22 protein-coding genes are annotated in these 23,627 nt (G+C 40.9%); 12 read left to right on the top strand and 10 right to left on the bottom strand.

Annotation, left to right across the window (positions count from 1 at the left end):
- Positions 1–68: 68 nt before the first annotated feature.
- Positions 69–1,106 (top strand): 2-dehydropantoate 2-reductase, encoded by a 1,038-nt coding sequence (locus LPTSP_RS15670; RefSeq protein ID WP_108929600.1) that lies wholly within the window; start codon positions 69–71, stop codon positions 1,104–1,106.
- Here LPTSP_RS15670 and LPTSP_RS15665 read toward each other — a convergent pair.
- The 3 genes from LPTSP_RS15665 to LPTSP_RS15655 all read right to left on the bottom strand — a co-directional run bounded on the left by LPTSP_RS15665 (position 1,103) and on the right by LPTSP_RS15655 (position 3,565).
- Entirely contained in the window at positions 1,103–2,038 is a 936-nt protein-coding gene (locus LPTSP_RS15665; RefSeq protein ID WP_108929599.1) for a DUF2167 domain-containing protein, read from the bottom strand. The two genes, LPTSP_RS15670 and LPTSP_RS15665, sit on opposite strands and share 4 nt — an antisense overlap.
- 121 nt (positions 2,039–2,159) lie before the next feature.
- Complete coding sequence (locus LPTSP_RS15660) at positions 2,160–2,768, bottom strand: DUF2062 domain-containing protein (protein ID WP_108929598.1); 609 nt, start codon at positions 2,766–2,768, stop codon at positions 2,160–2,162.
- An 11-nt stretch (positions 2,769–2,779) separates the two neighbouring features.
- Positions 2,780–3,565: a tetratricopeptide repeat protein gene (locus LPTSP_RS15655; RefSeq protein ID WP_108929597.1), complete on the bottom strand. Its 786-nt coding sequence runs from the start codon at positions 3,563–3,565 to the stop codon at positions 2,780–2,782.
- A gap of 355 nt (positions 3,566–3,920) precedes the next feature.
- Here LPTSP_RS15655 and LPTSP_RS15650 point away from each other — a divergent pair, with 355 nt between their 5' ends.
- The gene (locus LPTSP_RS15650) at positions 3,921–6,011 is read left to right on the top strand and encodes a SpoIIE family protein phosphatase (protein WP_108929947.1); all 2,091 of its coding nucleotides are present in this window, start codon (positions 3,921–3,923) and stop codon (positions 6,009–6,011) included.
- A gap of 49 nt (positions 6,012–6,060) precedes the next feature.
- Here the strand turns inward: LPTSP_RS15650 and LPTSP_RS15645 are convergent, their stop codons facing one another.
- Together LPTSP_RS15645 and LPTSP_RS15640 are read right to left on the bottom strand one after the other, a co-directional pair.
- Positions 6,061–6,477 (bottom strand): MaoC family dehydratase, encoded by a 417-nt coding sequence (locus LPTSP_RS15645; RefSeq protein ID WP_100708332.1) that lies wholly within the window; start codon positions 6,475–6,477, stop codon positions 6,061–6,063.
- 13 nt (positions 6,478–6,490) lie between these two features.
- Positions 6,491–6,943, bottom strand: a complete 453-nt coding sequence (locus LPTSP_RS15640; protein ID WP_020769844.1) for an FAS1-like dehydratase domain-containing protein — start codon at positions 6,941–6,943, stop codon at positions 6,491–6,493.
- A gap of 245 nt (positions 6,944–7,188) precedes the next feature.
- Between LPTSP_RS15640 and LPTSP_RS15635 the strand changes: the two genes are divergently transcribed.
- Together LPTSP_RS15635 and LPTSP_RS15630 are read left to right on the top strand one after the other, a co-directional pair.
- Positions 7,189–9,588 (top strand): sulfatase family protein, encoded by a 2,400-nt coding sequence (locus tag LPTSP_RS15635; protein WP_108929596.1) that lies wholly within the window; start codon positions 7,189–7,191, stop codon positions 9,586–9,588.
- Positions 9,589–9,699: 111 nt separating this feature from the next.
- Positions 9,700–9,927, top strand: a complete 228-nt coding sequence (locus LPTSP_RS15630; RefSeq protein WP_108929595.1) for a hypothetical protein — start codon at positions 9,700–9,702, stop codon at positions 9,925–9,927.
- A gap of 35 nt (positions 9,928–9,962) precedes the next feature.
- Here the strand turns inward: LPTSP_RS15630 and LPTSP_RS15625 are convergent, their stop codons facing one another.
- Positions 9,963–11,261, bottom strand: a complete 1,299-nt coding sequence (locus LPTSP_RS15625; protein ID WP_167396444.1) for an OmpA family protein — start codon at positions 11,259–11,261, stop codon at positions 9,963–9,965.
- A gap of 225 nt (positions 11,262–11,486) precedes the next feature.
- Between LPTSP_RS15625 and LPTSP_RS15620 the strand changes: the two genes are divergently transcribed.
- Positions 11,487–12,521, top strand: a complete 1,035-nt coding sequence (locus tag LPTSP_RS15620) for a helix-turn-helix domain-containing protein (RefSeq protein WP_108929594.1) — start codon at positions 11,487–11,489, stop codon at positions 12,519–12,521.
- Positions 12,522–12,730: 209 nt separating this feature from the next.
- Positions 12,731–14,428, top strand: a complete 1,698-nt coding sequence (locus tag LPTSP_RS15615; RefSeq protein WP_108929593.1) for an alpha/beta fold hydrolase — start codon at positions 12,731–12,733, stop codon at positions 14,426–14,428.
- A 48-nt stretch (positions 14,429–14,476) separates the two neighbouring features.
- Here LPTSP_RS15615 and LPTSP_RS15610 read toward each other — a convergent pair whose 3' ends face one another.
- The gene (locus tag LPTSP_RS15610; RefSeq protein ID WP_108929592.1) at positions 14,477–15,091 is read right to left on the bottom strand and encodes a hypothetical protein; all 615 of its coding nucleotides are present in this window, start codon (positions 15,089–15,091) and stop codon (positions 14,477–14,479) included.
- 94 nt (positions 15,092–15,185) lie between these two features.
- The gene (gene cutA / locus LPTSP_RS15605; protein WP_108929591.1) at positions 15,186–15,503 is read right to left on the bottom strand and encodes a divalent-cation tolerance protein CutA; all 318 of its coding nucleotides are present in this window, start codon (positions 15,501–15,503) and stop codon (positions 15,186–15,188) included.
- Positions 15,504–15,626: 123 nt separating this feature from the next.
- On the opposite strand from cutA, the gene LPTSP_RS15600 reads away from it, so the two are divergent.
- Positions 15,627–16,475: a patatin-like phospholipase family protein gene (locus LPTSP_RS15600; RefSeq protein WP_108929590.1), complete on the top strand. Its 849-nt coding sequence runs from the start codon at positions 15,627–15,629 to the stop codon at positions 16,473–16,475.
- Between the two features lie 90 nt (positions 16,476–16,565).
- On the opposite strand, the gene LPTSP_RS19140 is transcribed toward LPTSP_RS15600, so the two are convergent.
- Together LPTSP_RS19140 and LPTSP_RS19135 are read right to left on the bottom strand one after the other, a co-directional pair.
- On the bottom strand, positions 16,566–16,712 hold the full coding sequence (locus LPTSP_RS19140) for a hypothetical protein (protein WP_165782587.1): 147 nt from the start codon (positions 16,710–16,712) through the stop codon (positions 16,566–16,568).
- 399 nt (positions 16,713–17,111) lie between these two features.
- A complete protein-coding gene (locus LPTSP_RS19135) occupies positions 17,112–17,258 on the bottom strand; it encodes a hypothetical protein (protein WP_165780212.1) in 147 nt (48 codons plus the stop codon).
- 538 nt (positions 17,259–17,796) lie between these two features.
- Here LPTSP_RS19135 and LPTSP_RS15595 point away from each other — a divergent pair.
- The 5 genes from LPTSP_RS15595 to LPTSP_RS15575 all read left to right on the top strand — a co-directional run bounded on the left by LPTSP_RS15595 (position 17,797) and on the right by LPTSP_RS15575 (position 23,372).
- The gene (locus tag LPTSP_RS15595; RefSeq protein ID WP_108929589.1) at positions 17,797–18,960 is read left to right on the top strand and encodes an acyl-CoA dehydrogenase family protein; all 1,164 of its coding nucleotides are present in this window, start codon (positions 17,797–17,799) and stop codon (positions 18,958–18,960) included.
- 86 nt (positions 18,961–19,046) lie between these two features.
- The gene (gene trpE / locus LPTSP_RS15590) at positions 19,047–20,471 is read left to right on the top strand and encodes an anthranilate synthase component I (RefSeq protein ID WP_174704491.1); all 1,425 of its coding nucleotides are present in this window, start codon (positions 19,047–19,049) and stop codon (positions 20,469–20,471) included.
- The gene (locus LPTSP_RS15585) at positions 20,468–21,046 is read left to right on the top strand and encodes an anthranilate synthase component II (protein WP_108929587.1); all 579 of its coding nucleotides are present in this window, start codon (positions 20,468–20,470) and stop codon (positions 21,044–21,046) included. The genes trpE and LPTSP_RS15585 overlap by 4 nt, the downstream gene beginning before the upstream one ends.
- A gap of 5 nt (positions 21,047–21,051) precedes the next feature.
- Positions 21,052–22,959 (top strand): ABC transporter ATP-binding protein, encoded by a 1,908-nt coding sequence (locus LPTSP_RS15580; protein WP_108929586.1) that lies wholly within the window; start codon positions 21,052–21,054, stop codon positions 22,957–22,959.
- Positions 22,956–23,372: a response regulator gene (locus LPTSP_RS15575; protein ID WP_108929585.1), complete on the top strand. Its 417-nt coding sequence runs from the start codon at positions 22,956–22,958 to the stop codon at positions 23,370–23,372. The genes LPTSP_RS15580 and LPTSP_RS15575 overlap by 4 nt, the downstream gene beginning before the upstream one ends.
- Positions 23,373–23,627: the final 255 nt, after the last annotated feature.

Below are 23,627 nucleotides of genomic sequence, written 5' to 3'. Positions count from 1 at the left end.
CCAAACCTAAGCGTAGAATACCGATTTTATAGTTGGTACTTTTCTAATATTCTTCATTCTTTCCGCTTATGAGTTTTTCCCCGAAATTTGCGATCTTGGGTTCCGGAAGTATCGGAACATATATCGGAGCGTACTTGGTAAAAGCAGGGTATCCTGTAGTATTTGTAGGTAGAGAAAGATTAAAACAAGAGATCCAATTATTCGGTTTAGGGATCAGCGACTATAAGGGAAATTCTTTTACCCTCGCTCCAAGCCAAATTCGTTACGTTACTGATATAAAAGAAGCCAAGGACTCGAACGTATTTTTGATCACGGTAAAGAGTAAGGATACTGTAGAAGCTGGAAAATCTATCCGGTCCCTTCTTTCATCTGAAGAACTTTCTAAAATTATCGTAGTGAGTTTTCAGAATGGGGTCCGAAATTCGAAAGAACTTGCTTCCGTATTACCTGAGTTAGGCGACAGGAACTTGGCGGGTATGGTCCCATTCAATGTGGTGGCAAAAGGAAAAGGGCAATTTCACCAAGGAACAAGCGGGGAACTTGTAATTAAATCGAACGAATTTGGGAATAAGGTCCATTCTTATTTAAGAAAAGCAGGATTACCTTCTATCATTCATAAAAACATGGAAGGAGTGCTTTGGGGAAAACTACTTTTCAATTTGAATAATAGCCTGAACGCTCTCGCAGGTATTCCTCTTAGAGAAGAATTATCCCAAAGAACTTATAGAAAAATTTTGGCCTCTATGATCTTAGAAGGTTTAGAAATACTCAAACTCTCCGGGATCCAACCCGCAAGCGCAGGAAAAATGATCCCCTGGCTTGCGCCTATCATTCTTAAACTGCCTGATTTCTTATTTTTTAAAGTGGCTTCTTCCATGGTCAAAATTGATCCGGAAGCAAGATCTTCGATGTGGGAAGACCTCCATCACGGAAGGACGACTGAGATCACTTATCTGAATGGTGAAATTGTACGTTTAGCGGATGAGATCGGGCATAAGGCCCCAATCAATCGTAAGATAGCTTCTTTGATCGCAGAAGCGGAAAGCGGTTCCGGTAAATCTCAATATGATGCGGAAACGCTTTCCAATCTTTTAGGAATTATTTAGGCTTCTTTGTCGCCTGGTCCGGAAGCAGTATCTTCCGGTTTTCCTTTTCCGAAAACCAATCTCCTGATTGCGTAAAAGAGACCGATCGCAGCTGGGATCAATAGTTTTGCTCCCTTGAGTAGGAATCCGCCGATCACCGCAAACAATCCTGCTTTTTTCAGAAGTCCTCCTGCGATCAGACCTCCGATCCCGTATGCTGCTAAATTATCTATTTTAGAATCATAGTCCGCGTAACGGTTTCCTTCCGAGAATTCCACACTCTTGAGAATTCTGCCCACATCATTCTCTACTCTTTTTAAGACGGTAATATCTCCTAACACATTGAGTAGAAGATAACCGCTTCTTCCTAAAATCCGAATATTATAATTGAGGGTATTTGTTTCAGTGCCTTCGAATTTATATTCTTTCGCCCAATGCAATTTTTTGGCGGTAGAATCATAATAAGGAGAAGAAGCCCAGCCGACTAATTCCAGTCCTGAGTATCCGTCTTTCTTTCTCTGCTCACTTTCTTCCTTAGAGGCATCTTTCAGATCGGATAATAGTTCGTCGTATTTGATCTCTTTGGAATCCTCATCATCCACATGTCCTTCGTCCACATAATCGATAGTGATCGCATAAGATCCTAGATCCAATGGTGTTTCATTAGCGATGAATAAAATCCCTAATCCAGGTTCACTGGTAGGAGGATTTCCCCAAACATCTTCCAATACGGTCTTACTATCTTTCGGATTTAGATATTTGTAACCTTTGGGGACTTGGATGTTTGCTATCAACTTTCCATCCTTATTAGAAAGAGGCACTAGGTTGGTTTCATACTTTAAGGATTTGATCCATTTCATTAGGTCCGCATCTGTTTCAAATTTTTGAGCAGAAACAGGGAGGCTCCATAAGATGGCCGTAAAAAAGAAGGCGGCCAAGAATCGACGAGTCATATATTCTCTCCGGATTGAATTCGAGTAACAGATAATATGCAGATCCGAAAGAAATTCAGACAACTAATAATGTTTAAATTAGAAAAAATATATTGAAAAGAACGAACGTTATACGATGGACCTACTGCGTTTTGGTAGCGAATAATCCCACATCTTTTCTAACATGTTTTAGTTCCCATTCCTGCAGGCTGATACCTTCTTCTTGGGCCCTTCTGGCTCTATAGGTATTTAATAAACGATAAGTGATCGGATAACCGAGTAATGCCAGAGGGATCCCAAAAGCAAAACCGCCTATGAACATGGGAAGTCCCATCTTATCGAATAAGAAAATTGTCCAATGATACAATCCGCTGATCAGATCCATTGATTCCGATTCTTTAGAGATGGCCAATAACGTGTCAAAACTGATCTGTTGATAAGGAACGCCAAACAAAAGTAAAACATGTTTTCCTAGCCAATAAAATAGAGAGTAAAAAAACGGGACAGTAACAGGATTTGTGATCCAGATCATTGCAATCGCGATCGGAAGATAAAAACGGATACGGAACAATCGAAGTATCAACCAAGTCCCTAATCCTAAATACATCTGCACTCCTACTAAAGGAGTCATAGACCAAAGTAAACCTACAGTGGTCCCCAAACAAACTTCGTGGATAGGGGCATAAGATTCTTGGAAAGGTAAAATGATTTGTTTATGGATAATACGCCAGATCGTTCTGAGAAAATTCATTGGGTCCTGTTTTATTTAGAACTGGAAAGTTTGGAATATTGTTCCCAAGATTTTGAGTATTTCTCCATTGCTGGAAATAATTCGAAGGCTTTTTTTGCGGACTCGCTTGCTGCCTTCGGATTTTTTTCGAAATCGTTTTGTAACTTTGCCAGAAGATAATAGGTTTCCGCTTTAATGATCAGGTCTCTGTATTCAGTTCCTAATCCTTTTTTTAAGGATTGGATAGAAGCCACTTTATCTCGATCCAATAAATGTACAAAGCCAATCCCATAATAAGCGGAACCTTCCGGTTTTACTTGGATGGACTTATTGTACCAGTCCATAGCCTCTTCTCTTTCATCTTGAGAAAGAGCCAGATTTCCCAGATCCGTAAGCAACATAGAACTGTATTCTTGATCTTTGGTGGCTTGTGCAATCACCAAGGCTTGTTTGTACCTTGTTTCTGCCTTTTCAAAATTCTGTTTATGTTTTTCTATTTGAGCGAGTCCCCTTAGGCAATCGATGGAGTTTTTATTCTCCTTTAAACAAAGTTTATATTCTTTTTCTGCCGAAGGATCCTCTTTGCGTAAATAATGGATCCAGCCTCTTAAATAATGGACCTGATCCATTTTTCCCATGATAAGTGCCTTATCTTTTGCCTTCTGAACGGATTCCGTTAAATGACCGGAGTCCAATAAATCTCTGATTTCCAGGATAGAAGGCTCATCCTTTTCCCCTGAACACGCAGAATAGAAAGCCAATACAAGTGTAACGGTAATTAAAATAGAATAGTTTCTAGAAAAATAAAAACGGCTCATATCTGTGATTCGGTATCGGTCTTTTTCATGCTCTTCCCGAGGACCAACATGGCAACAGGAATTTCCGGCTTTTGGAGTCGATTTGTCAAAATACTTCTTTTTTCCAAAAAACGTCGTATTCGACGTATAATTTCTTCGTTTTTTTTCCTCTAATCATCTTTGAAGTTCCCCAAATTAATCTTTAGGGCGCTTCTTTCGTATTTACGGAATCCAAGCAAAAAGTAGAAGGTCCAATGTTCTAGAGTTAAGCTTGGAAATTATTATTTTCCAATATTTTCTCGAATACTCTTGTTAGTCGGAGAAAGATTGACGAGAAAATATAACCCGATGGAGGATGGTCCAACCTTCCTGCTCAATGCACACGGCAAAATACTTATTCTTTTTATTAGGACCCATCGGCTTCCTCATTTTCCTTTTGTCCCTGACCCCCTGGCATAAGGAGGAAAATTTACGCGCTTACAAAGGTGTAATTGACCTTAGAGGGATCCAAAGTACAAGTTCCGGACCGGTTGATCTATCCGGCGAATGGGAATTTTTCTGGAGCCAAGAGCCCGGAAAAATCCTAGAATCTTTTCATGGGAATATGACAGTCCCGGGTTCTTGGAATAGAGAGACTGAATTACATCCGTCGTACGAAAGATTAGGTTACGCAACCTATAGATTAAAAATCCTTTTACCAGATGTTTGGGTGGGGAAGGTACTCACTTTAGGTTTTGGCACTGTTTGGAGTTCCTACAGATTGTACTTGGACGGAGAGTTCTTAGGAGAATCGGGAGGCCCGTCTACTTCTCCTAAAGCCAGTGTCGCGAGAGTACAACCTCGATCTTTCTCTTTCGTTCCTAGTTCCAGTCAGATAGAAGTTTCACTTTTCGTTACGAATAATTTCGCAAGGCAAGGAGGCATCAGCTCTCCAGTCAAATTAGGTCCTTCTGAAGTGATGTTATCCACGAGAACTAGGACCATCTTTACGGATATTTTTGCGTTCTCCAGTCTAGTGATCATGGGACTCTATCATATTTCTCTGTATTTATACTTAAGATCCAGCAAGGCCCCTTTGTATTTCGGATTCATGAGTATGGCGATCGGTATGAGGACTCTTGTTACGAACACAAGACTTCTCATGGAATTTTTTCCTTCGATCAACCAAAACGGGATCCAGATTATAGAACAGATCTCCATGATGTGTGCTACTGGACTGTATCTTCTTTTCTTCTATGAAACCTTCAAAGCTTACGCATCTAAACTATACGTACAGATTTCCTTAGCAATTATCTCTCTATTCATTCTAATGACCCTATTCGGATCTTTGGAATTCAATAGCAGCAAGGTCCCCTATTTCCATTTGTTTATAGGGATCACGATCGGTTACGTGATCTATGTAATCTTCGGGATAGATTTTGAGAAAGAAAGTAATTCTTCTTATATCTTATACGGATCGGGAATATTATTCTTAGGAGTGGCGATCGATCTATTCTATACTTATATTCTAAAAGTTTCTTCTCTTCAGGTTTCTCATATTGCACTAGTACTATTCGTATTCTTGCAGTCTTTGGTAATCGCTTCGGATCGTTCATCCAAATATAAAGAAGCAAAACTTCTCACAGAAGATCTGCAAACCATGAACCTAGAACTTTTCGAAATGAAAGAAAAGTTAGTACAAAAGGTAGAAGATAGGACAAGAGTTCTAAACGACACTCTGCAGCAGATCAATAGAGAATTAGAGATCGCTCAGAACGTACAAAGAAAGATACTCACTCCTCCTGAAAGAGAGATCAAAGGAATTCGTTTCGACTATGTATACAAACCTTTGGAAAAAGTGGGTGGGGACTTCTTAGATATCTCCGAGATCAACCCAGGCCAAGTAAGGGTACTCTTAGCAGATGCAGTAGGACACGGAGTACAGGCAAGTCTTATGACCATGGCCTTAAAGACAGAATACGAAGAGTTAAAAAAACTACCCTGCCCTACTCATGTATTAAAAGAATTGAATGGAAGATTTTTAAGAAAGTTTGATACTTTGGAAAGTATCTTCCCTTGTTTTGTGGCCGATATCTATTTAGAAAAAAAAGAAGTTCTATATGCTTCTGCGGGACATCCCGATCAGGTATTACTTTCCGGCGGTACATTCGAATTACTTCACAAAACAGGTCCGATACTAGGACTATTCGATGATTTAGAGATCGAGTTCTCCACCCATAAATTCCCCTTAGGAAGCCGTTTATTACTTTTCTCCGATGGACTCATAGAGAACAGAAGAAAGGAAAATAGATGGAGCACTGTGGAGACAATCGCATCCAGGGCCTCCACACTTTCCAATGTCAGTCTCCAAAAACTATTGGAAGAATTGGTCGTAATGGAAGAAAAATCCAGAGGGGACGAACAAAGATACGACGATATCACGATCATCGCGATCGAATCCAGAGAAACTCCGGAATATCCAGCATAAAAAAGCCCCCGAGATCGGAGGCCTTTTAAAATTCAGAGAAACAAAAAGATTAGCAGATAACTACTAATTCTCCGGATGCTTTTACTTCTCCCGATTCGTCAGAAGCCTCAACAGCTACTGTAAGGAGTTTTTCTCCGTTTTCTTCTTTCTTACGTTTGATCTTACCGGAACAAGTTAACTTTTGTCCAGGCTTGGTCATCGCTTTGAAAGTTACTCCGAATTCTTTGATCTGTTTTTGGTCCGCCCAAGAAGTGCAAAGTCTTCCGATCTGAGCCATTACGAACATACCATGTGCGATAGTTCCGTCCAATCCGGTCTTACGAGCGAAATCCGGATCGTTATGGATTGGGTTAAAATCACCACTCGCTCCCGCATAACGCACTAAATGCGCATGTGTAATGGTATCCACTTTTAAAGGAGGGAGTTCTTGTCCTACTTCGTACTTGTCGAATTCAATCTTACTCATCTTAATCCTCCTATCACTGTTCCGGTTTACGGATGAAAATGGACATCTCAGCTTCAATCACTGTTTCACCTTTCGCATTACGAATGGTGGTACGGAAAGTCATAGTATCCATTTTACCTACAGTCACGTTAACACATTCTCCCTGAGAAGAAACTCTGCCAGGATAAAGAGTTTTAACATAATTATATTTTTCTTTTAGATGAAGGATCCTGGAAGTATCCACTCCCATGTTTTCCATATCTTTCCAAATTTTTGGATATCCCCAAAATTGGATCACTGTGGGAAATGTAGGAGGAGCTGGAATGTCCTCGTATCCCGCTTTTTTTGCCGCTTCTAGATCGAAGTATATCGGATTGGTTTCGCCGATCGCTAGACAAAACTCTTTTATCTTTCCTCTTTCCACGTCGAATTCGTAGGAGTCGAGTTTTGTGCCGATCAGGTCTTTTGAAATGCCTTTTTCTGCCATAATCCTTTTCCTTGGGATTGGTTTAAAAATCTTCGAAGGATCGAAGATCGTTTCTATGGCCCTATTTTTTAGACACCGATCCCACAGGTCCATTGAATTTTTAGTAACGAACGTTCTGTTCGCTCAAACGACCGTTCACTGAATGGTGTTCATCCGGATGATAGTCGCTTCGCTCCTGAAGCCCGCGTTGCGGACTATAAGGGTTGTAAGCGGACCCCTCAAGTAAAATTCTGTCCTTGTCCCTTATGATTTCTTTTGGTTCCAAACTTTCTAGGACATTGATCCCGATCCTGCTTTGTTACCTTCTACAGGATTGTAGGCAAATTTTTCCAGGATCATTTCCAAATGAAGAAGAGACCATAATTCCCGTTTGGGATGGACTTCGTTCTTTAAGAAAAACAGGAAGTGTTTGCAGAGGAAATTCAGAAGAAGCTATCAGAAAGATCTCCTATCATTATAAAAAGAATCCATCCCGTTATTCGGAACTTCCTCTTCACGAAAAATGGAGAAACACTCAACTTACTATATTAAAAGATAAACAAACTTTGCTGAACGAATCCAGAGATAGTTTGCTACTTTTTCAAAATGGCGGCTGTGATATTTCCTCCGAGTTTATCATCCCCGGGGCAAAACTTTACGATCTACAAAATGTTATTTTGGATTTTTCCACGACTGCGCTTTCTTCCTCTGGGGAGTATATTCCAAGCTCCGGAAAATTGATCGTTAAACTAGGAGATTCTATTGTATTCTCCGAGGAACTACAAAGCCAAGGAAAAGAATGGATCGATCATAAGATCAAGATCCCGGAATCACTTTCCAAGTCTTTGGAGGAGAATCCTTCTACTACTTGGAACTTTGAATGGGTTCCTAAGAATCAAAATGATCTTTTATTTGTAGGACAACCCACATTGTATGCTTCGGTGGCGGATCCGAAACTTTGGGGACCTAAAGAAAACGTAATATTGATCGTGGTAGATGCTCTTCGCCCGGATCGTTTGGGATTCGGCGGTTCTCCAGTCCCTACAAGTCCTTATTTGGACGAACTCGCTTCCGATTCTATAATTTTCGAGAATGCATACTCCAACGGAAATTGGACTAAACCTAGTATGATCTCCTTTTTTACTTCTAAGATCGCATCCGAATTAGGTCTTGGAAATGCTTGGTTCTATTCCAGTAATCTTCATAGAAAAATATTCTATTCTAAAAAGCCTGAAACACTTCCGAACCATCTCAGATCCAAAGGTTATCTGACCGCAAGTCTTATGAACAATGTCTTTCTATTGGATTATACAGGAGTGGGAGTGGATCTAGGATTTCATAAATTATTCCAGCCAGGAAAAGACAAAGATGATACGGAACTGATACTTGCAGAATCCGTCCAGTTCCTAAAAGAGAACAAAAACAGAAGATTTTTCCTCCATATAAATATCAACACTCCTCATTATCCGTATCTGCCGGAAAGAAAGTACATGGACATTCTGGCAAAGAAAACCGATCCCAAGATCTGGAATAGTTACGATCCTTACGTAAGAAAGTATATGGCAGAGATCTTATATACCGACGAAGTTATCGGTAAAATTCTTGAAGAAGCTAAAAAGACTGGAGCTTTCGATAAATCCTGGATCGCTATAGTCGCAGACCATGGTGAATTACAATCCATGGAACATTATTACCATCACCATTTCGTGGCGGAAAATCTGCATGCCCACGGGGAAACTCACTACGACGAAGAGATAAAGGTACCTTGGATCATTCATCCTCCTGCATCAGCAAAATCGAATATTGAAAAAAGAATCTTTTCCGAACAGGTTTCCTTACTTTCCCTTTTTCCCACCTTAGCGGGAGCATTGGGCTTACCTTGTGATCGGAACCTCTGCGGTGGAAATGATTACTCTAAAGCAATCTATGGAGAAGAAGGTCCGCAATCCGAAAACTTTGTATATACTGAAGGCAGATTTTCAGAATCCATTCGTACCAAAGAATACAAACTCATTCGCAGATATCCAGGCTACGATTTTGTAAGAAGGACCAAAGAGGGAGAACCACATAAGATGTCCGAGGAATTCTATTCCTTGGTTTCAGATCCAGGAGAACTACAAAATCTTTCTTCTTCCAATTCGCCGCTTCTGACAAAAGCAAGACAGGAATTGGATTCGCACAGCTTGAAAAAGAATGTTTTCAAACTCAGATTACCTGCCTGTGAAAAAGAATGTATACGTAAGATAGAGATCGGAATCCAAGCGGGAATTTATAAAATACAATCGGATACTCCGTTTACCGAAAACAAAATAGAAACAAAGTCAGCGTCTCTCACAGTCAAACAAACACCAGGAAAAGAAAGTATTCTCTCCTTCTACACAGTTGAGCCTGTTTTCGGATTTCGTTTGTCCATTTCCAAAGATGGAAAACCGGAAGATTATAAATCCGGAAAATGGGGAATTCTATCGGAAGCGAGTTCTAAAATTTACAGGGACTCTCCCGAATCAGTGGCTTCTGCAAAACTTCCTTACGAATTCAAAACTTCTAAAATACCTTATTTTTATAACGATGCCGGACTTTCAGGAAATTCGGAATCTTCTGAGCAGGCTGCCTTAGGAAAAGAAGTTCGAAAAGTGTTAGAAAGCTGGGGCTATATCCACGAATAGAATCCGTTTTACGTCAAAGTTTCTCCGCCTATTTTGGCAAAACTCCTTGCTTTTTTTATATCCTTCGTTATGTTATCCGCTTGCTAATCCAAACAGAAATAGGTGAAAAGAATGAAAGTTAGAAGCCTTGTATTTTGTCTTATTCTAATATTCGGTTTTATATCCTGCGGAATCGATCCTGTTGAACGCTGCCAAGACAGAAGAAAAGTAATGAGGGATGCGGTTTGCCAAGCAGTGGGCGCTCATGAACCCGGAACGGAATCCTATAATAGCATCCTTCTTTCTTGTTTAATGGAAAATAATCATTACAACGAATGTAAAAGTGAAGATTATTTTTAATCCGAACATTTTTACAAAAGGATAAAAGCCGAAGATTATTCTAAAACGATGGTGATATCCACTCTTCGGTTTTTAGCCCTGCCTGATTCTGTGGAATTTTCCGCAACAGGTTGAGACTTTCCATAACCTCTATAAGACATTCTGGTTTCTTCGAGTCCATGAGAATCTCTTAATTCTTGGAGAACCGACAATGCTCTGTCTTGGGAAAGTTTGAGATTATATTCTTGGCTCCCTTTATCGTCCGTATGTCCGCCGATCCGGATCTCTCTGTCAGGATATTTTTTCAGAACGTCTGCGATCCTTTCTAAAACCTTTTTGGCTTCAGGCTTTAATTCGGATTTATTATAATCAAAAAGAAGATTATCTAAGGATAGTACGACACCCTCGTTCGATTTTCTGATCTCAACAGGCGCGCGGTCGGCAACTTCTTCTTCAGGGTTTCCTTCCCATTCAGGCCATTCTAACCCGTTGCCTTTTTTACCAGTCGGTTTCTTTTTAGGATAAGTGCTTCCCTCTGGAAAAGGCCCTAGGATCCTTTTGACTTCTTCCGCAATTTTGTCCTTATCGTTCTCCGTAACAGAGTTTTGTTTAGAATAAAGTCCATGGATCTCAAAAGACATTTCTTGCGCGATACCGTTCGGAAAAACAAATGTATAAGCAAGCTGTACATATTTGTATTGAGGAACACCTTGCTCTGAATCGAAAAATACTTTCCCTTTTGCAAAACCGTAAATTTTGTAAGGAATATTCTGAGCAATAGGATCGGATTCTTTCATTAAATTATAATTATATTCGATCAGATCTGCGTTCCCTTTTTTTCCTGCGTATTCCCAGTCTCCCCTTCCTTGGTAGACGTATTTTGCTTGGACTGGGATCTCTACCCTAGTGGCGGAGAACTGAAAACTTTCAGAAGCAGGTTTGGTCCATTCTTCTCCTACACTTACTTCTTTAGAAGAAAAGCTAGGTAGCGATCTTAGGTTTGGCATACTGTATTCCGGAGGAACCGTATACTGCCCGGTTTCTGAAATATGGAATTTACTCTTGAAAGTTTTATCTTTATAGAAGGCGGGATCTAATTCAGGAAATTTAATATAGGTATCGAATATAGCGGAAAGATCGCAGCCTTCCTTTTTACAGGAAGTCGCCTTAAGTAAAATCCGATTCTTATCCTCTCTATGGATGACTCTAACACCTTGTCTGGCTTTTACTCGATGGTATTCGTTCAATTCCAGATCGTCTCCGGATTTCATTTTCCATCGAAACAATACTGGAGTTTCGGAAAATAGATAAGAGGGTATTAAGAAGAATAGTATGAGGAACCCTCTGAATGCCATACTTATAGTTTCGAAAATTTTCACCAAAAACTTAGAAGGATTCCCAAAAAACGGACCCTTTCCAGGTTATTTAGACTAAAAACGACCCAAGTTTTGGCCCTGAAAAGCGATTTGCAAACTTCTATTCTGAATGTAAGAACTTGACAACTAGGGGATAAAATTTCATCCAATTAGTTCGTGGTTCCACATTTCCATGAGATCGTGTTTTTCGGAGTGCTTTTTTGCATGTTACTTTCTGTGGCATGCCTACTCCGGCCGGAAAAATCTGCCGGCCTAAAGATCTTATCTTTATTATCTTTTTGTGTTTCTATCCAGTTCTTGTACGTTTATTTTCTTTTAAAGGGGATTTATTTCGAACCTTCGTTTTTAAATCATCTTCATATTCCATTCGCTTGGTTTTTAGGACCAGGGATGTATAGTCTGTATTCTGTTACGGTTCGAGAGGAGAAGTTCACAGCCTTCGAAAGGAGTTTTTATCTTCCAGGAATACTTCTTCTTATCTTATTTCCTATCTTGTATTTAGTTTTACCTCAAATCTTTTTAAGTCGTCCTGTGGATTATTTTGAAAAAGGTTCCACGAGTTGGTCGGATATCCTACTGTTAGGCGCTTATTCAGCTAATTTGGTATTTTATTCTTCGATCGTATGGCAGACAAGAGCCGCATTCCGATTGGAGAGACTTAAAAAAGATGCAGGAGCAAGGATACTTCTGTTCGTTGTGATCGGAAGCGGAAGTGTAACTTCTATCCTTGTCATCTCTTATTTAATCAGAGACATTAACTTATTATTCATATCCGTCTTAAGCACTGTGATCTACGCAGTCGCAGGCTATCTGGCACAGATCTATGCTCCGGAAGTTTTCAGCGAGATGGGACCTTCTATGAGAGATGCGTATCGTAATTCCAGATTAGAAGGTGTGGATACGACAGATCTAGAAAATCGTCTAGAAAGTTTGATGATAAAAGAAAAATTGTATCTTCAAGAAGACCTTTCTCTTTCCACACTCTCCAATCAGTTAGATATCAAACCATATCAACTTTCAGAATTTCTAAATCAGAGGAAAGGAACCAACTTTTCAAAGTTCGTAAACGGTTACAGAGTCGCGGAAGCGGTTCGTATATTAAAAAAAGAAGAAGGAGCCAATATTCTTTCCGTCGCTTACAGATCCGGTTTCAATTCCAAGGCGACTTTCAATCTTGCATTCAAATCTATACAAGGTGTTTCTCCGAGAGAGTATCTCCGAAAATCCAAAGTTTCTTAATTTGAACGAACGTTTTCTTTCGAATTAGTTTAAATAAAAAATTAGGACCTTTTAATTTGTCCAAAATTCGAATCCAAGACGACCCCTACTGATAACTGTCTTATACTCCCTCTCCATAAATTAGCTAAAAAGTCAAAGACTGAAAAAGCGTATGGAGAATAGTGATGAGAAAAATATATCGAACGTTAGTTATGCGATTTTGCATACTAATGATGGTCGTGGGAGGATCATTTTACTCTTGTAAAAGTGATTCTTCTCAAAATGCGGAAGCTGCAGCCCTCTTAGCCTCTGTAGATCTAAGCCTGGCTCAAGCTGCCGGAAACAAAGGAGTTTCCGAACTAGAGGATTCCAGTGGAGAGATCCAAAATGTATTCGCGCAAGAGAGCGACGGAAGTTTCACTTTCGATAATACAATTAAGGTAACTGCAAACGACGGGGTAGTGTTAGAGGCTAGCCTTTTCACACCTAGTACACCTTCTCCCACTGGAAAATACCCTACAGTAATTTTCGTAAACAGTTGGGCCTTGAACAAATACGAGTATCTGGTTCCTGCCGCGAAACTCGCTAAAAAGGGATATATCGTTCTATCTTATAGCACCAGAGGTTTCGGAGCTTCCGGAGGACTCATCGATACTGCAGGTCCGAAAGACAGAGCTGACTTAAGCAAAATTATCGATTGGTTACTTGCGAATACACAAACCGATTCCGCAAATATCGGTATTTCAGGTATCTCTTATGGTGCCGGAATTTCCTTAGCTGGTGTAAGCACCGAACCAAGGATCAAAACTGCAGTTGCAATGAGCGGTTGGGGAAATCTCAAACGTTCTCTTTATGGGAATGATACTCCTAGATTGATCTGGGGACTGATACTAGTTGCTTCCGGTTACATCACAGGAAGACCTGATCCGATCATCGCAGAGAATTTCGGAAAACTTCTACAACATACGGATATCGATTTTGTAACTGCATGGGCGGCAGATCGTTCTCCTGAAACTTTTGTAGGACAATTGAATGCTTCCGCAGGTAAATCGGTCCTGATCTCGAATAACTTCGAGGACTTCTTATTTAACCCGAACGCGGTTTTAGATTATTATTCTAAGATCACCGTTCCTAAAAAACTTTTAATGAACGAAGGGATCCATGCAAGCGCAGAGTTGACCGGTATATTAGGGATCTCCGGTTTTGTATGGGATAACGCATACGATTGGTTCGATTATTGGTTGAAAGGGATCAATAACGGGATCATGGAAAAACCTCAGGTGACTTTCCAGAAACGTTTTGCGGGTCCTAGAGTAACTCTTCCTTCTTGGCCTTCTCCTACCGTTTCCGATAAAACTTTTTATCTAAAACCAAGAGGTTTATTCTCCAACGGAGAATTATCCACGAGCCAGAATACTACCACTACGAACACAGGGATCCTCTCCGGAGCGGATACAGTTGCCGGCACTGGATTTCCTTTGCTTTCGGATATTCTTGCCGCTCATGCTGAAATTCCCGTACAAACCAATTTAGGTTTCGTAAGTAGAGTGAACGGTATTGTATACCAATCTTCTACATTAGGCTCTGCATTGAAAATTAGAGGTAAAATGTTCTGGAACGGAAAGATCTCTTCCAGCCTTGGAAAGGCTAATGTGAACGTTTACTTCTACGATGTAGATAAATATGGCACCGCTACTTTGATCACTCATGGTACCGGGACTATTTTCGACGCGGGATGGTATGAAACAAAAGATCTATCTATCGATCTAAATGCGGTAGCTTATGATGTTCCTGCAGGAAATAAGATCGCGATTGCAATCGATACTTTCGATTCTCAATACGCGGTGCCAACTGTGCTGATTTATGGTCTGGATGTGAAACACTCCAAAACCCAACAATCCACTTTAGTGATCCAATCGGAGAATTAATTTCGGATTTCCATTCCTTTTTTAACGGCGGGCTTTGCCCGCCTTTTTTTATGCCTCTCTTTCCTTTCTCCACTGGATATAGTCGGGCAATTCTACTAGTTCAATGAATCCTTCTTCTTCAGGATCGTCGGGAAGCATTCCGATCTCATAATATCCTATTTCTTTGGTAAATGTATCTTCGCCCAGAAGAGTTTCCAATAATAGACCGACTGCTTTTTTGAGATGAGGATTTGACTCTACATTCGGGAAATCGGGGAAACAGATCCGAATTCCGAAACTTTTAGGAAGATTTGTGTTCTCCAAAGGAAGAAACCAAGTCTCTTCCGAATCTAACTCCAAACCTTCGTGAAAAATAACTGTGCCTTTTTCTTGGTACTGGTCTACGGAGAAGACATCCCAGCCAGAAATCTCGGGAGCGAGGTCTACGAACCTTTCAGCCTCCGCGTACAGATCCTCATCTCCTGCTGTGACTACAGTGAATTCGTGAGGGCTCTCGTCTCCCCCTCCGATCTCGAAAAAAAACTCGGAATTCACTTCCTGGAGTCGGTCCATGAGATCGTCTAGAAGACGATCTCTTTCTTTATCGTCCAGATCGTCTAGTTTAGTATAATACCGGCTGTTTTGGGAAAACCAGGTCCAAAACTTTTCCGCTTTTTCTTCCATTCATCCGCCTCAGTCACGAATCTATCGGAATTTCTAACCAAGAGACTCGATAAAAATATCCGAATGTATGAAAAGAATGTTTAAAGGGAAAGGATTATTTTCCGATTTCCGAATCTATCCAATGCAAATACTTTTGGTTCGCCTCTTTGATCTCCCAGGAAACGATACAAGGGACCGTGTAACTATGTAATTCCGAAATTCTTGCTACGACTTTTTCCGCCTCGGAATCTTTGGTTTTTAATAAAAGAACCGTTTCCTGATTATGCTCTAACCTTCCATGCCATCTATAGATAGATTTCATCCCAGGGATCAGATTGGCGCAAGCAACCAGTCTTTCGTTCACTAAAGTTTCCGCAATTTCCAAAGCTTCGGTTTCATTCTTTGTGGTGACGTAAAAAGTTCGATAGCTCATATCATAGTGATACTCCCGAAATTGAATTGTTTCAAGGATGATTCTCCTAATTCGTAAAACTAAAGCCCTAAAAGTTAAGGTAAAATTCTGGACAAAGTTCCCCTCTGGATTAAGAAACTCGCAATGGCTTCCAAAAAATCGCCGAATCTTATCTTTAAAAAATCGTATGACGCATTGGCTTTGAACTCCGCATTTTTCGGTTTTTATGCTCACTCCGGTTTTTCTCTCGGACTAAAAGAGATCGGTTTTAAACCCGCAGCGATCACAGGTTCCAGTTCAGGAGCATTGATCGGGTCTCTAGTTGCAGCAGGACTTCCCCCAGAAGAGATCACAAGATTCATTCTTACTTTGAAAAAGAGTGATTTTTGGGACGGGAATTTTTTTAGCCAATTCCTAAAACCGTTTAGAAAAGGACTTAAAAATTATTCCGGCATTCTTTCCGGAAAAAAGATCAGGACCTTATTGGAACCTTACTTGGGAGGTAAGGATATTTCTGAGATGCCTATCAAGATTGGGATTGCAGTTTCTAATCTTACCAAAGGTATCAGAGAATTAAAGACCGAAGGAAATATCATCGATATGATTATGGCCTCCATGACATTCCCCCTTCTTTTCGAAATTCCTAATCTTAAGGGAGAGGAATTTTTGGACGGTGGAGTTGCAGATGCGGAACCGATCAAAGAATTTATCTTGGATCCAAGTATCAAAAGGATTGTGATCCATGATATTGAGAACCGCAAACCTGTTTCGGGTAAAATTTTGATGAGAGCTTTCGACTCTTGTGTGAGTGTGATCGCAAGCGAGACCAGAGATCTAAAAGAATTATTAGCGAAGAAATACGGTAAAAAAATTATTAGAGTGGTGACCAATACCCCCTATCTTCATCCGAATAAAATGGAAAATGGAAGATTAGCTTTGGAGTTAGGAAGAAGGTCCGCTCATTTTATGAAATCCCAGATCTTAGGGAACTAAACGCAAAAGCCGTCCAATTGTGTCGGACGGCCCCGGAGAAATTGATCTAGATAATAATCGAAGTTCGGAAATCTTCTTTCCGTTCTTATATTATTTCTTTGCGTCTTTTTTAGGATCAGCTTTTGGAGCTTCTTTCTTTGCTTCTTCTTTTTTAGGAGCTTCTTTCTTTTCTTCCGCGCTTAAAGCAAAAGCTGCTACAAGAGACAAAGTGGTGATTGCTAATACTAGTTTTTTCATCTGGATTCTTCCTTTTCCTTAATTCCACCTTCCGTTTTCGCTTCCGGTGTGCAAAAGACCATATCAAAAGGCCATCCGTTTTACAAGCAAAATTTACGCTATAACAGATAAAAATCTGTAATTACATACAGGTTCGTCAAAAGGCAGCACGGGCCTAATGGGGAAAAAATAGCTGACAATGAGGGGAGGATCTTATGAATAAGAAACGGGAGTCTTTGGACTCCTATCGTCGCTTCACTCTTATATCCGGTGCGGTCTGACCTGCCGGATTCTTTTTTGAAAGTCGACTAACACAAAGTTCTTCTTAGCTGTATTGAAATAAAAAGGGCCTCCTTTATGGGAGGCCCTTTGTCGCTGCACTCTTATATCCAGTGCCGACGTCAATAAACCCTTTCGGGATTATTTTTTTGCTTCTTTCTTAGCGTCGGCCTTAGGTGCTTCTTTCTTTGCTTCCTCTTTTTTAGGAGCCTCTTTTTTCTCTTCTGCGCTTAGTGCGAAAGCTGCAACGAGAGAAAGAGTGGTAAGCGCTAATACTAGTTTTTTCATCGAAATTATCCTTTTGATTGTTTTGGCTCCGGTAAATGATCCCGGGTCCGAGGTTAAAGATAATCCGAAAAATTACGGACCGCCCACAATCAAAAATCAAAACTTTATATAAAATTTCGCTAATCTAGCCTTCTTCTTTTTTTATAAAACATATTTAAAAGAAGGATTTGAAACCTATATCATGGAACTAAATCGAAACCCATTCGGGTCTTAACGGAAGAGAGTTTGTCGTTCAGTTAATCTCAACTGGAAATTTATTTCCAACAGAAGTTTCAAAACTGATGCCGTCCTTTCGGCATTTATACGATTTCAGGATTCTTCTCACTTCTTCTAATCCAATCGTACGTTCTTGACTTGGTACCCTTCCGCTTAGAACCTGTTCCTTAGGGTTTTTCGTCGGGACCTTTTATCCGGACCGGTTTACCGGACGGTAGTCCCAATTTTATCCTTTCAAAGATCTTTTGTCTTTTGAAAAGAAACGCGGTTCGTACATCGCGTCTCCCGAAGAGACCCTTCATTCCAATTAAGGTTAGTTATAATGGATTTCGCTCTTTCAGACGATCAAAAAGCGCTTAGAGGTCTTGCCAGAGATTTTGCAAAAAATGAGATTCGCCCAAAAGCGGAGCATCATGATAAAACTGGGGAATACCCTCTTCAGATCTTGAAAAAGGCCTGGGAGATCGGTTTGATGAATATCCATATTCCGGAAAAATACAACGGAGCCGGAATGCATGAATTGGATGATGTTATTATCGGAGAAGAATTATTCTGGGGTTGCTCTGCGATGGCAACCGCTATCCTTGCGAATAACTTGGCATTAGCTCCAGTCTTGATCGGAGCGAGCGACGAAGTTTTGAAAAAATGGGTTCAGCCTATGACAGAGCAATTCCAACTCTGCGCTTATGCTGTTACTGAGCCTGGTGCAGGTTCTGATGTTGCAGGGATCCGAACTACTGCCAGAAAGGTTGGAGACGAGTATATCATCAACGGTTCCAAGATGTGGATCACTAACGCAGGTTATGCGGATTGGTTCTTCGTTCTTACTAAAACTGACGCTGCTGCGGGTCACAAAGGTATCACCGGCTTTATAGTTAGCTCCAAAACTCCTGGCGTGGTCGTAGGCAAAAAAGAATTGAATATGGGACAAAGATGTTCCGACACAAGAGGGATCACTTTTGAAGAAGTGAAAGTCCACAAAAGCCAGATGATCGGTAAAGAAGGCGACGGATTTAAGATTGCGATGGGAGCATTTGATCATACTCGTCCGGGAGTTGCAATCGGAGCTGTCGGTGTTGCAAGAGCTGCCATGGAACATGCATTAGAATATGCTAAAACTAGAACTGCATTCGGTAAACCTATCATCGAGAACCAAGCTATCTCTTTTATGATCGCAGAGATGGCGAGAGATATCGAAGCAGGAAGACTTCTTTGCCACCAAGCAGCTTGGTTGATCGATAACGGTTTCAGAAATACTTACCAAGCTTCTATCGCAAAAGCGTTCTGCGCGGATGCTTGTATGAGAATTACGACTGACGCAGTCCAAGTTTTAGGCGGTTACGGTTTTAACTCCGAATATCCTGTCGAAAAACTCATGAGAGACGCGAAAATTTTCCAAATTTACGAAGGAACTTCTCAAATCCAAAGATTGATCATCTCTCGTTACCTAACAGAAGGTAAAGGGATAGAAGGACCGAACCTCTGAAGGAATTTTCCTTAACATACGAAGAATTCCTGGAAAAAACGAAGTCCGGGAATTTGATCCCGGTTTTCAAACAAGTCTTCTTGGATTTGGAAACCCCGGTGTCCCTTTTTGCAAAATGGGGAGGCACCGAGGCCAAACATTCTTTTCTTTTAGAATCAGTAGAAGGCGGAGAGAATGTAGGCAGGAATTCCTTCTTAGGAAAAGATCCGTATAGATTGCTCTACGGTAAGAACGGTCTATTTTATGTTTCCAAAAGAAAAGAACCGGAAACTGAGATCATCACATACGATCCCTTATTCCTATTGGAATATTCAATGGGAGACGACAAATACGTTCCGGATCATAGGCTTCCTTCTTTCCAAGGAGGGGCTGTAGGTTTTCTTTCCTTCGGAGCTGTACGTTATTATGAAAAAATCCCAGATACTAAACCGGAAGATGAACCTGCTCCAGATGTTTACTTTGCTTTATACGACGAAGTACTGGTAGTAGATCATGTGGATCGTCTATTAAGGATCGTCGTCAATGCTCGTCTTTCCGAATACGAAGATCCTAAAGCTTGTTACGAAGCTACATTAGAAAGAATTGATGCGATTGAAAAAGAGATCAGAGAAGGAGAACTTCCCGGTTGGGTTAAGCATCCTTTAGTAACTAAGGAGAAATTGGAATACACTCCTAATATTCCCGACGAGGACTATAAAAAAGCGGTCCAGAAAGCGAAGGAATATATTTATGCGGGAGATATCTTTCAGGTCGTTCCATCTAGAAAGTTGGAATTCCGACCAGGAGTTCCTCCTTTCCAAGTTTATCGCGGATTAAGGACCGTAAATCCAAGTCCTTATATGTATTTCCTCAAGCTGGATGATATTTCCTTGGTTGGATCTTCTCCTGAGATCATGGTAAAATGTAAGGATAGAAAAACTTACCTCCGGCCGATTGCAGGTACGAGACCAAGAGGAGCCAATCCGGAAGCGGACAAACTTCTGGAAGAAAATCTTTTAGCGGATCCCAAAGAGATCGCAGAACATATCATGCTCGTAGACTTAGGAAGGAACGACCTCGGTAGGGTTTGCGAAGCGGGAAGCGTTCGAGTAGAAGATTTTAAAATTATAGAAAAATATTCCCACGTAATGCATATCGTAAGCCAATGTTCCGGCATCTTGGAAGAAGGAAAATCGGTTTACGATCTTCTTCGAGCTACTCTTCCTGCGGGAACAGTTTCAGGCGCACCTAAGATCAGAGCTATGGAAATCATAGACGAATTAGAAAGGACCAGAAGAGGGATTTATTCCGGGGCCTTAGGTTATATTTCCTACCAGGGAGATACGGACATGGCGATCGTCATTCGTACCATCTCTTTTTATGGAGAGAAGGCATTCGTCCAAGCTGGAGGAGGAGTTGTTTATGATTCTTCTCCAGAAGGCGAATTAGAAGAGACCAAAAACAAAATGGCCGCATTACTCCGAGCAGTGGACTTTGCAAGAAACGGATTGAAAGGAGAATGGAATAGATGATCCTTCTCGTGGACAATTACGATTCTTTTACATACAATCTGTATCAGTATTTTTCGCAGATAGGCAATAAGGTAGAAGTTTTTCGGAACGATAAGATAGATCTAAACGAGATCAAAAGATTGGCTCCGAAAGGGATCGTACTGAGCCCTGGTCCGGGACGTCCTGAAGATTCAGGAGTTTGTATAGATATTTTAAAAGAATTAGCGGGACAGCTTCCGATCTTAGGTGTATGTTTAGGTCACCAAGCCATAGGACTTGTCTATGGCGGAAAGATCGTAAACGCTCCAAATATTATGCACGGAAAAGTAAGCTTGATAGAACATGATGGAAAGGATATATATAAGTCCTTGCCTTCTCCTTTTTTAGCCACTCGATATCATTCCCTTGTGATACAACCTGAAAGCCTTCCAGATGTATTGGAAGTTTCCTCCAAGACGGAAGATGGGATCATCATGGGAGTGCGTCATAAGACAAAACCTCATTTATACGGAGTTCAATTCCATCCGGAGTCCATCATGACCCAAAACGGATTGGAACTGGTGAGAAACTTTTCTCGAATCGTGTCAGAAGCATAAATCAAATGAAAATTTTCTTCCGCTTAATGAGTTATTCAGTACGTTATAAGTACAGATTTTCATTAGGCATCGCATTCGCTCTTCTAACTGCGATCTTGAACGCGGTCTCCTTAACCTCCATTATCCCTCTTTTCGATACTATGGCAGCGGATCCGAATACCCGCTTCCAATTCGAATTTACGGAGGCAGAACAAGAGATCATCACAAAGGAAGAATCCAACTTAGAGATCCGCTTAAACCCGGTAGAAAGAGCTAAGAAAGTCCTGATCGACGTTAAAAGATGGTCTAACGGACGCACCAAATACATGGAGCCCAAGGAAGTTGTTTGGGCGGTTTGCCTTTTGATACTTCCTCTATACGGACTCAAACTGCTCACCTATCTTGCTTCGGTGTATTGCCTCGCGACTGCGGGTTATTGGGCTGTGCGGGATATACGACAGAACTTATTCGAGAAGAACCAAATGCTCCCTCTTACTTTTTTCTTTAAGGAAAAAACGGGACTTTTGATGAGTAGGATCATCAACGATGTAGAAGTGGTGGCTGCAGTTATCTCTTCTAACTTTAGAGATGCGACGATCAACTTTTTCTACGTAATCACTCACCTCCTAGTATTACTTTATTTGAACACTGAACTTCTTCTTATCGCATGTGGAACAGTACCTTTGATCATCCTGCCTGTGACCTTATTCACCAAAAAGATCACTAGATCCACAGAAAGGTTTCAAGAGAAATTGGCGGACTTGAACGCGAATCTACAAGAGATGATTTCCGGAATTAAAGTGATCCGCGTTTTTAATACCGAAAAATATGAGAGGGACAAATTCCAGAAGATCAACCAAAACGTTTATCGTAGGAATTTTAAAGGGCAGTATTATTTACAGATCGCGCCCAGCCTAGTGGAGTTAACTTCTTCTTTAGTGGCCCTGGGATTTTTTGCATTAGGTGCACGGTATATTCTCGCAGGGAACGTGGGCTCTCCTTTCACAGTGGGACAGTTCATGGTATTCCTTCTCACACTTCTTTTTCTTCTCCGCCCATTAACACAGTTATCACAAATGGTGGGAAAAATCTCCCAAGCAATCATCGCCGGAAGAAGGATTTTCGAGATCATAGATCTGGAAACAGAGGATCATAGCGAAGAAGAAAAAGTAAAAGTTCACAAGGTCACAAACTCCATCCAGTTCAAAGGTGTAACCTTTGCTTATCCAGGGACCAACGCAGAAGTATTAAAAGATATCAACTTGAACGTGAAAGTTGGAGAAACAATCGCGATCGTAGGTGCAAGCGGTTGCGGAAAGTCCACATTGATGGACTTGATCCCTAGATTCTTCGATCCGAGTGTCGGATCGATCGAGTTCGATGGGCAGAATATTAAAGATCTTTCTCTTGCCGATCTACGTAATAAGATCGGGATCGTAACACAGGACATTTTCTTATTCCACGGAAAAGTCGCAGACAATATCGCTTACGGAAAACCTGGAGCGAACAGAAAAGATGTTATCCGAGCTGCACGACTTGCTCACGCCCATGACTTCATCAAACAAATGGACAATGGATACGATAGTATCTTAGGAGTGAGAGGTTTAAATCTTTCCGGTGGACAAAGACAAAGACTTGTGATCGCAAGAGCTTTGTTAAGAGATCCTGAAATCATGATCTTGGACGAGGCCACATCCGCGTTAGACGCAGAGTCCGAAAGATTGGTCAGTGACGCTTTCCGTAGATTATTCGCAAACCGTACTACGTTTGTGATCGCTCACAGACTTTCCACCATCAAGGACATTCCACGCATACTTGTTATGGATAACGGAAGGATTGTAGAGGAAGGAAATCACACTTCTCTAATGGAGAAAAACGGTCTTTATCGAAAACTTACAGACAATCAATACGCCGGAGCGGGGATGCTGCCTTGAAACCATTAGTTCTTGTAGTGGACGACAACGATCGTTATGCAAATAATCTCAAAACTTATCTCCAAGAAAATGGCTGCGAAGTACTTCGCGCTTTAGATGCATCTCAAGGTTGGGATCTTTATCTTGCGAATAAGCATAAACTGAAAGCTGTCATCACCGATATCACAATGGAAACCCAGACCTCCGGCCTTTGGATGATCCGTAGGATCTACCAAGATGGATTCGAAGGAATTAAGGTAATCGCCACTACCGGTTTCGATGTTTCCGGAGTAATGGCGATAAGTAAATATTTCCTTCCGTGGTTTGCAGGAGTGGAATATATGGTACCAAAGGTTCCTTTAAAAAGAGGAGAAGTGGTTCTCATTCCTACGGATGGAGCGCCTGCGGACTTTTTGGGCAAACTGAAGTCCTAAAGCCAAACATTATACATTCTATTTTTATTATGTTTGGGAACTAAAACTGTCTCCGGCTTTCCATTACATAAGATAAAAGCCTGGCCGTCCGACCCCAGGCTTCCTTCCTCTAAACCCTTTCCATAAAAGCAAGAACTGATCCCAAGCGCCTTCCCTATATCCAAATCACTTTATGTTTTATTAATTTAAAGTAAACATTTGTTCATTAACTTAAGATTCATTTGCGACAAGCCAAATAATGCCGAGCAACAAACT

The sequence above is a fragment of the Leptospira johnsonii genome, assembly GCF_003112675.1.
GTDB classification, from domain to species: domain Bacteria; phylum Spirochaetota; class Leptospiria; order Leptospirales; family Leptospiraceae; genus Leptospira_B; species Leptospira_B johnsonii.
The sequence above is the reverse complement of the archived record's forward strand: the minus strand, read 5'-3'. Positions and strand labels throughout refer to the sequence as shown.

What these genes read in the sequence shown, in the direction of transcription:
- LPTSP_RS15670 (WP_108929600.1), top strand. Translation starts at nt 69, where the DNA reads ATGAGTTTTTCCCCGAAATTTGCGATCTTGGGTTCCGGAAGTATCGGA.
- LPTSP_RS15665 (WP_108929599.1), bottom strand. Translation starts at nt 2,038, where the DNA reads ATGACTCGTCGATTCTTGGCCGCCTTCTTTTTTACGGCCATCTTATGG.
- LPTSP_RS15660 (WP_108929598.1), bottom strand. Translation starts at nt 2,768, where the DNA reads ATGAATTTTCTCAGAACGATCTGGCGTATTATCCATAAACAAATCATT.
- LPTSP_RS15655 (WP_108929597.1), bottom strand. Translation starts at nt 3,565, where the DNA reads ATGAGCCGTTTTTATTTTTCTAGAAACTATTCTATTTTAATTACCGTT.
- LPTSP_RS15650 (WP_108929947.1), top strand. Translation starts at nt 3,921, where the DNA reads ATGCACACGGCAAAATACTTATTCTTTTTATTAGGACCCATCGGCTTC.
- LPTSP_RS15645 (WP_100708332.1), bottom strand. Translation starts at nt 6,477, where the DNA reads ATGAGTAAGATTGAATTCGACAAGTACGAAGTAGGACAAGAACTCCCT.
- LPTSP_RS15640 (WP_020769844.1), bottom strand. Translation starts at nt 6,943, where the DNA reads ATGGCAGAAAAAGGCATTTCAAAAGACCTGATCGGCACAAAACTCGAC.
- LPTSP_RS15635 (WP_108929596.1), top strand. Translation starts at nt 7,189, where the DNA reads ATGATTTCTTTTGGTTCCAAACTTTCTAGGACATTGATCCCGATCCTG.
- LPTSP_RS15630 (WP_108929595.1), top strand. Translation starts at nt 9,700, where the DNA reads ATGAAAGTTAGAAGCCTTGTATTTTGTCTTATTCTAATATTCGGTTTT.
- LPTSP_RS15625 (WP_167396444.1), bottom strand. Translation starts at nt 11,261, where the DNA reads ATGGCATTCAGAGGGTTCCTCATACTATTCTTCTTAATACCCTCTTAT.
- LPTSP_RS15620 (WP_108929594.1), top strand. Translation starts at nt 11,487, where the DNA reads ATGTTACTTTCTGTGGCATGCCTACTCCGGCCGGAAAAATCTGCCGGC.
- LPTSP_RS15615 (WP_108929593.1), top strand. Translation starts at nt 12,731, where the DNA reads ATGATGGTCGTGGGAGGATCATTTTACTCTTGTAAAAGTGATTCTTCT.
- LPTSP_RS15610 (WP_108929592.1), bottom strand. Translation starts at nt 15,091, where the DNA reads ATGGAAGAAAAAGCGGAAAAGTTTTGGACCTGGTTTTCCCAAAACAGC.
- cutA (WP_108929591.1), bottom strand. Translation starts at nt 15,503, where the DNA reads ATGAGCTATCGAACTTTTTACGTCACCACAAAGAATGAAACCGAAGCT.
- LPTSP_RS15600 (WP_108929590.1), top strand. Translation starts at nt 15,627, where the DNA reads ATGGCTTCCAAAAAATCGCCGAATCTTATCTTTAAAAAATCGTATGAC.
- LPTSP_RS19140 (WP_165782587.1), bottom strand. Translation starts at nt 16,712, where the DNA reads ATGAAAAAACTAGTATTAGCAATCACCACTTTGTCTCTTGTAGCAGCT.
- LPTSP_RS19135 (WP_165780212.1), bottom strand. Translation starts at nt 17,258, where the DNA reads ATGAAAAAACTAGTATTAGCGCTTACCACTCTTTCTCTCGTTGCAGCT.
- LPTSP_RS15595 (WP_108929589.1), top strand. Translation starts at nt 17,797, where the DNA reads ATGGATTTCGCTCTTTCAGACGATCAAAAAGCGCTTAGAGGTCTTGCC.
- LPTSP_RS15585 (WP_108929587.1), top strand. Translation starts at nt 20,468, where the DNA reads ATGATCCTTCTCGTGGACAATTACGATTCTTTTACATACAATCTGTAT.
- LPTSP_RS15580 (WP_108929586.1), top strand. Translation starts at nt 21,052, where the DNA reads ATGAAAATTTTCTTCCGCTTAATGAGTTATTCAGTACGTTATAAGTAC.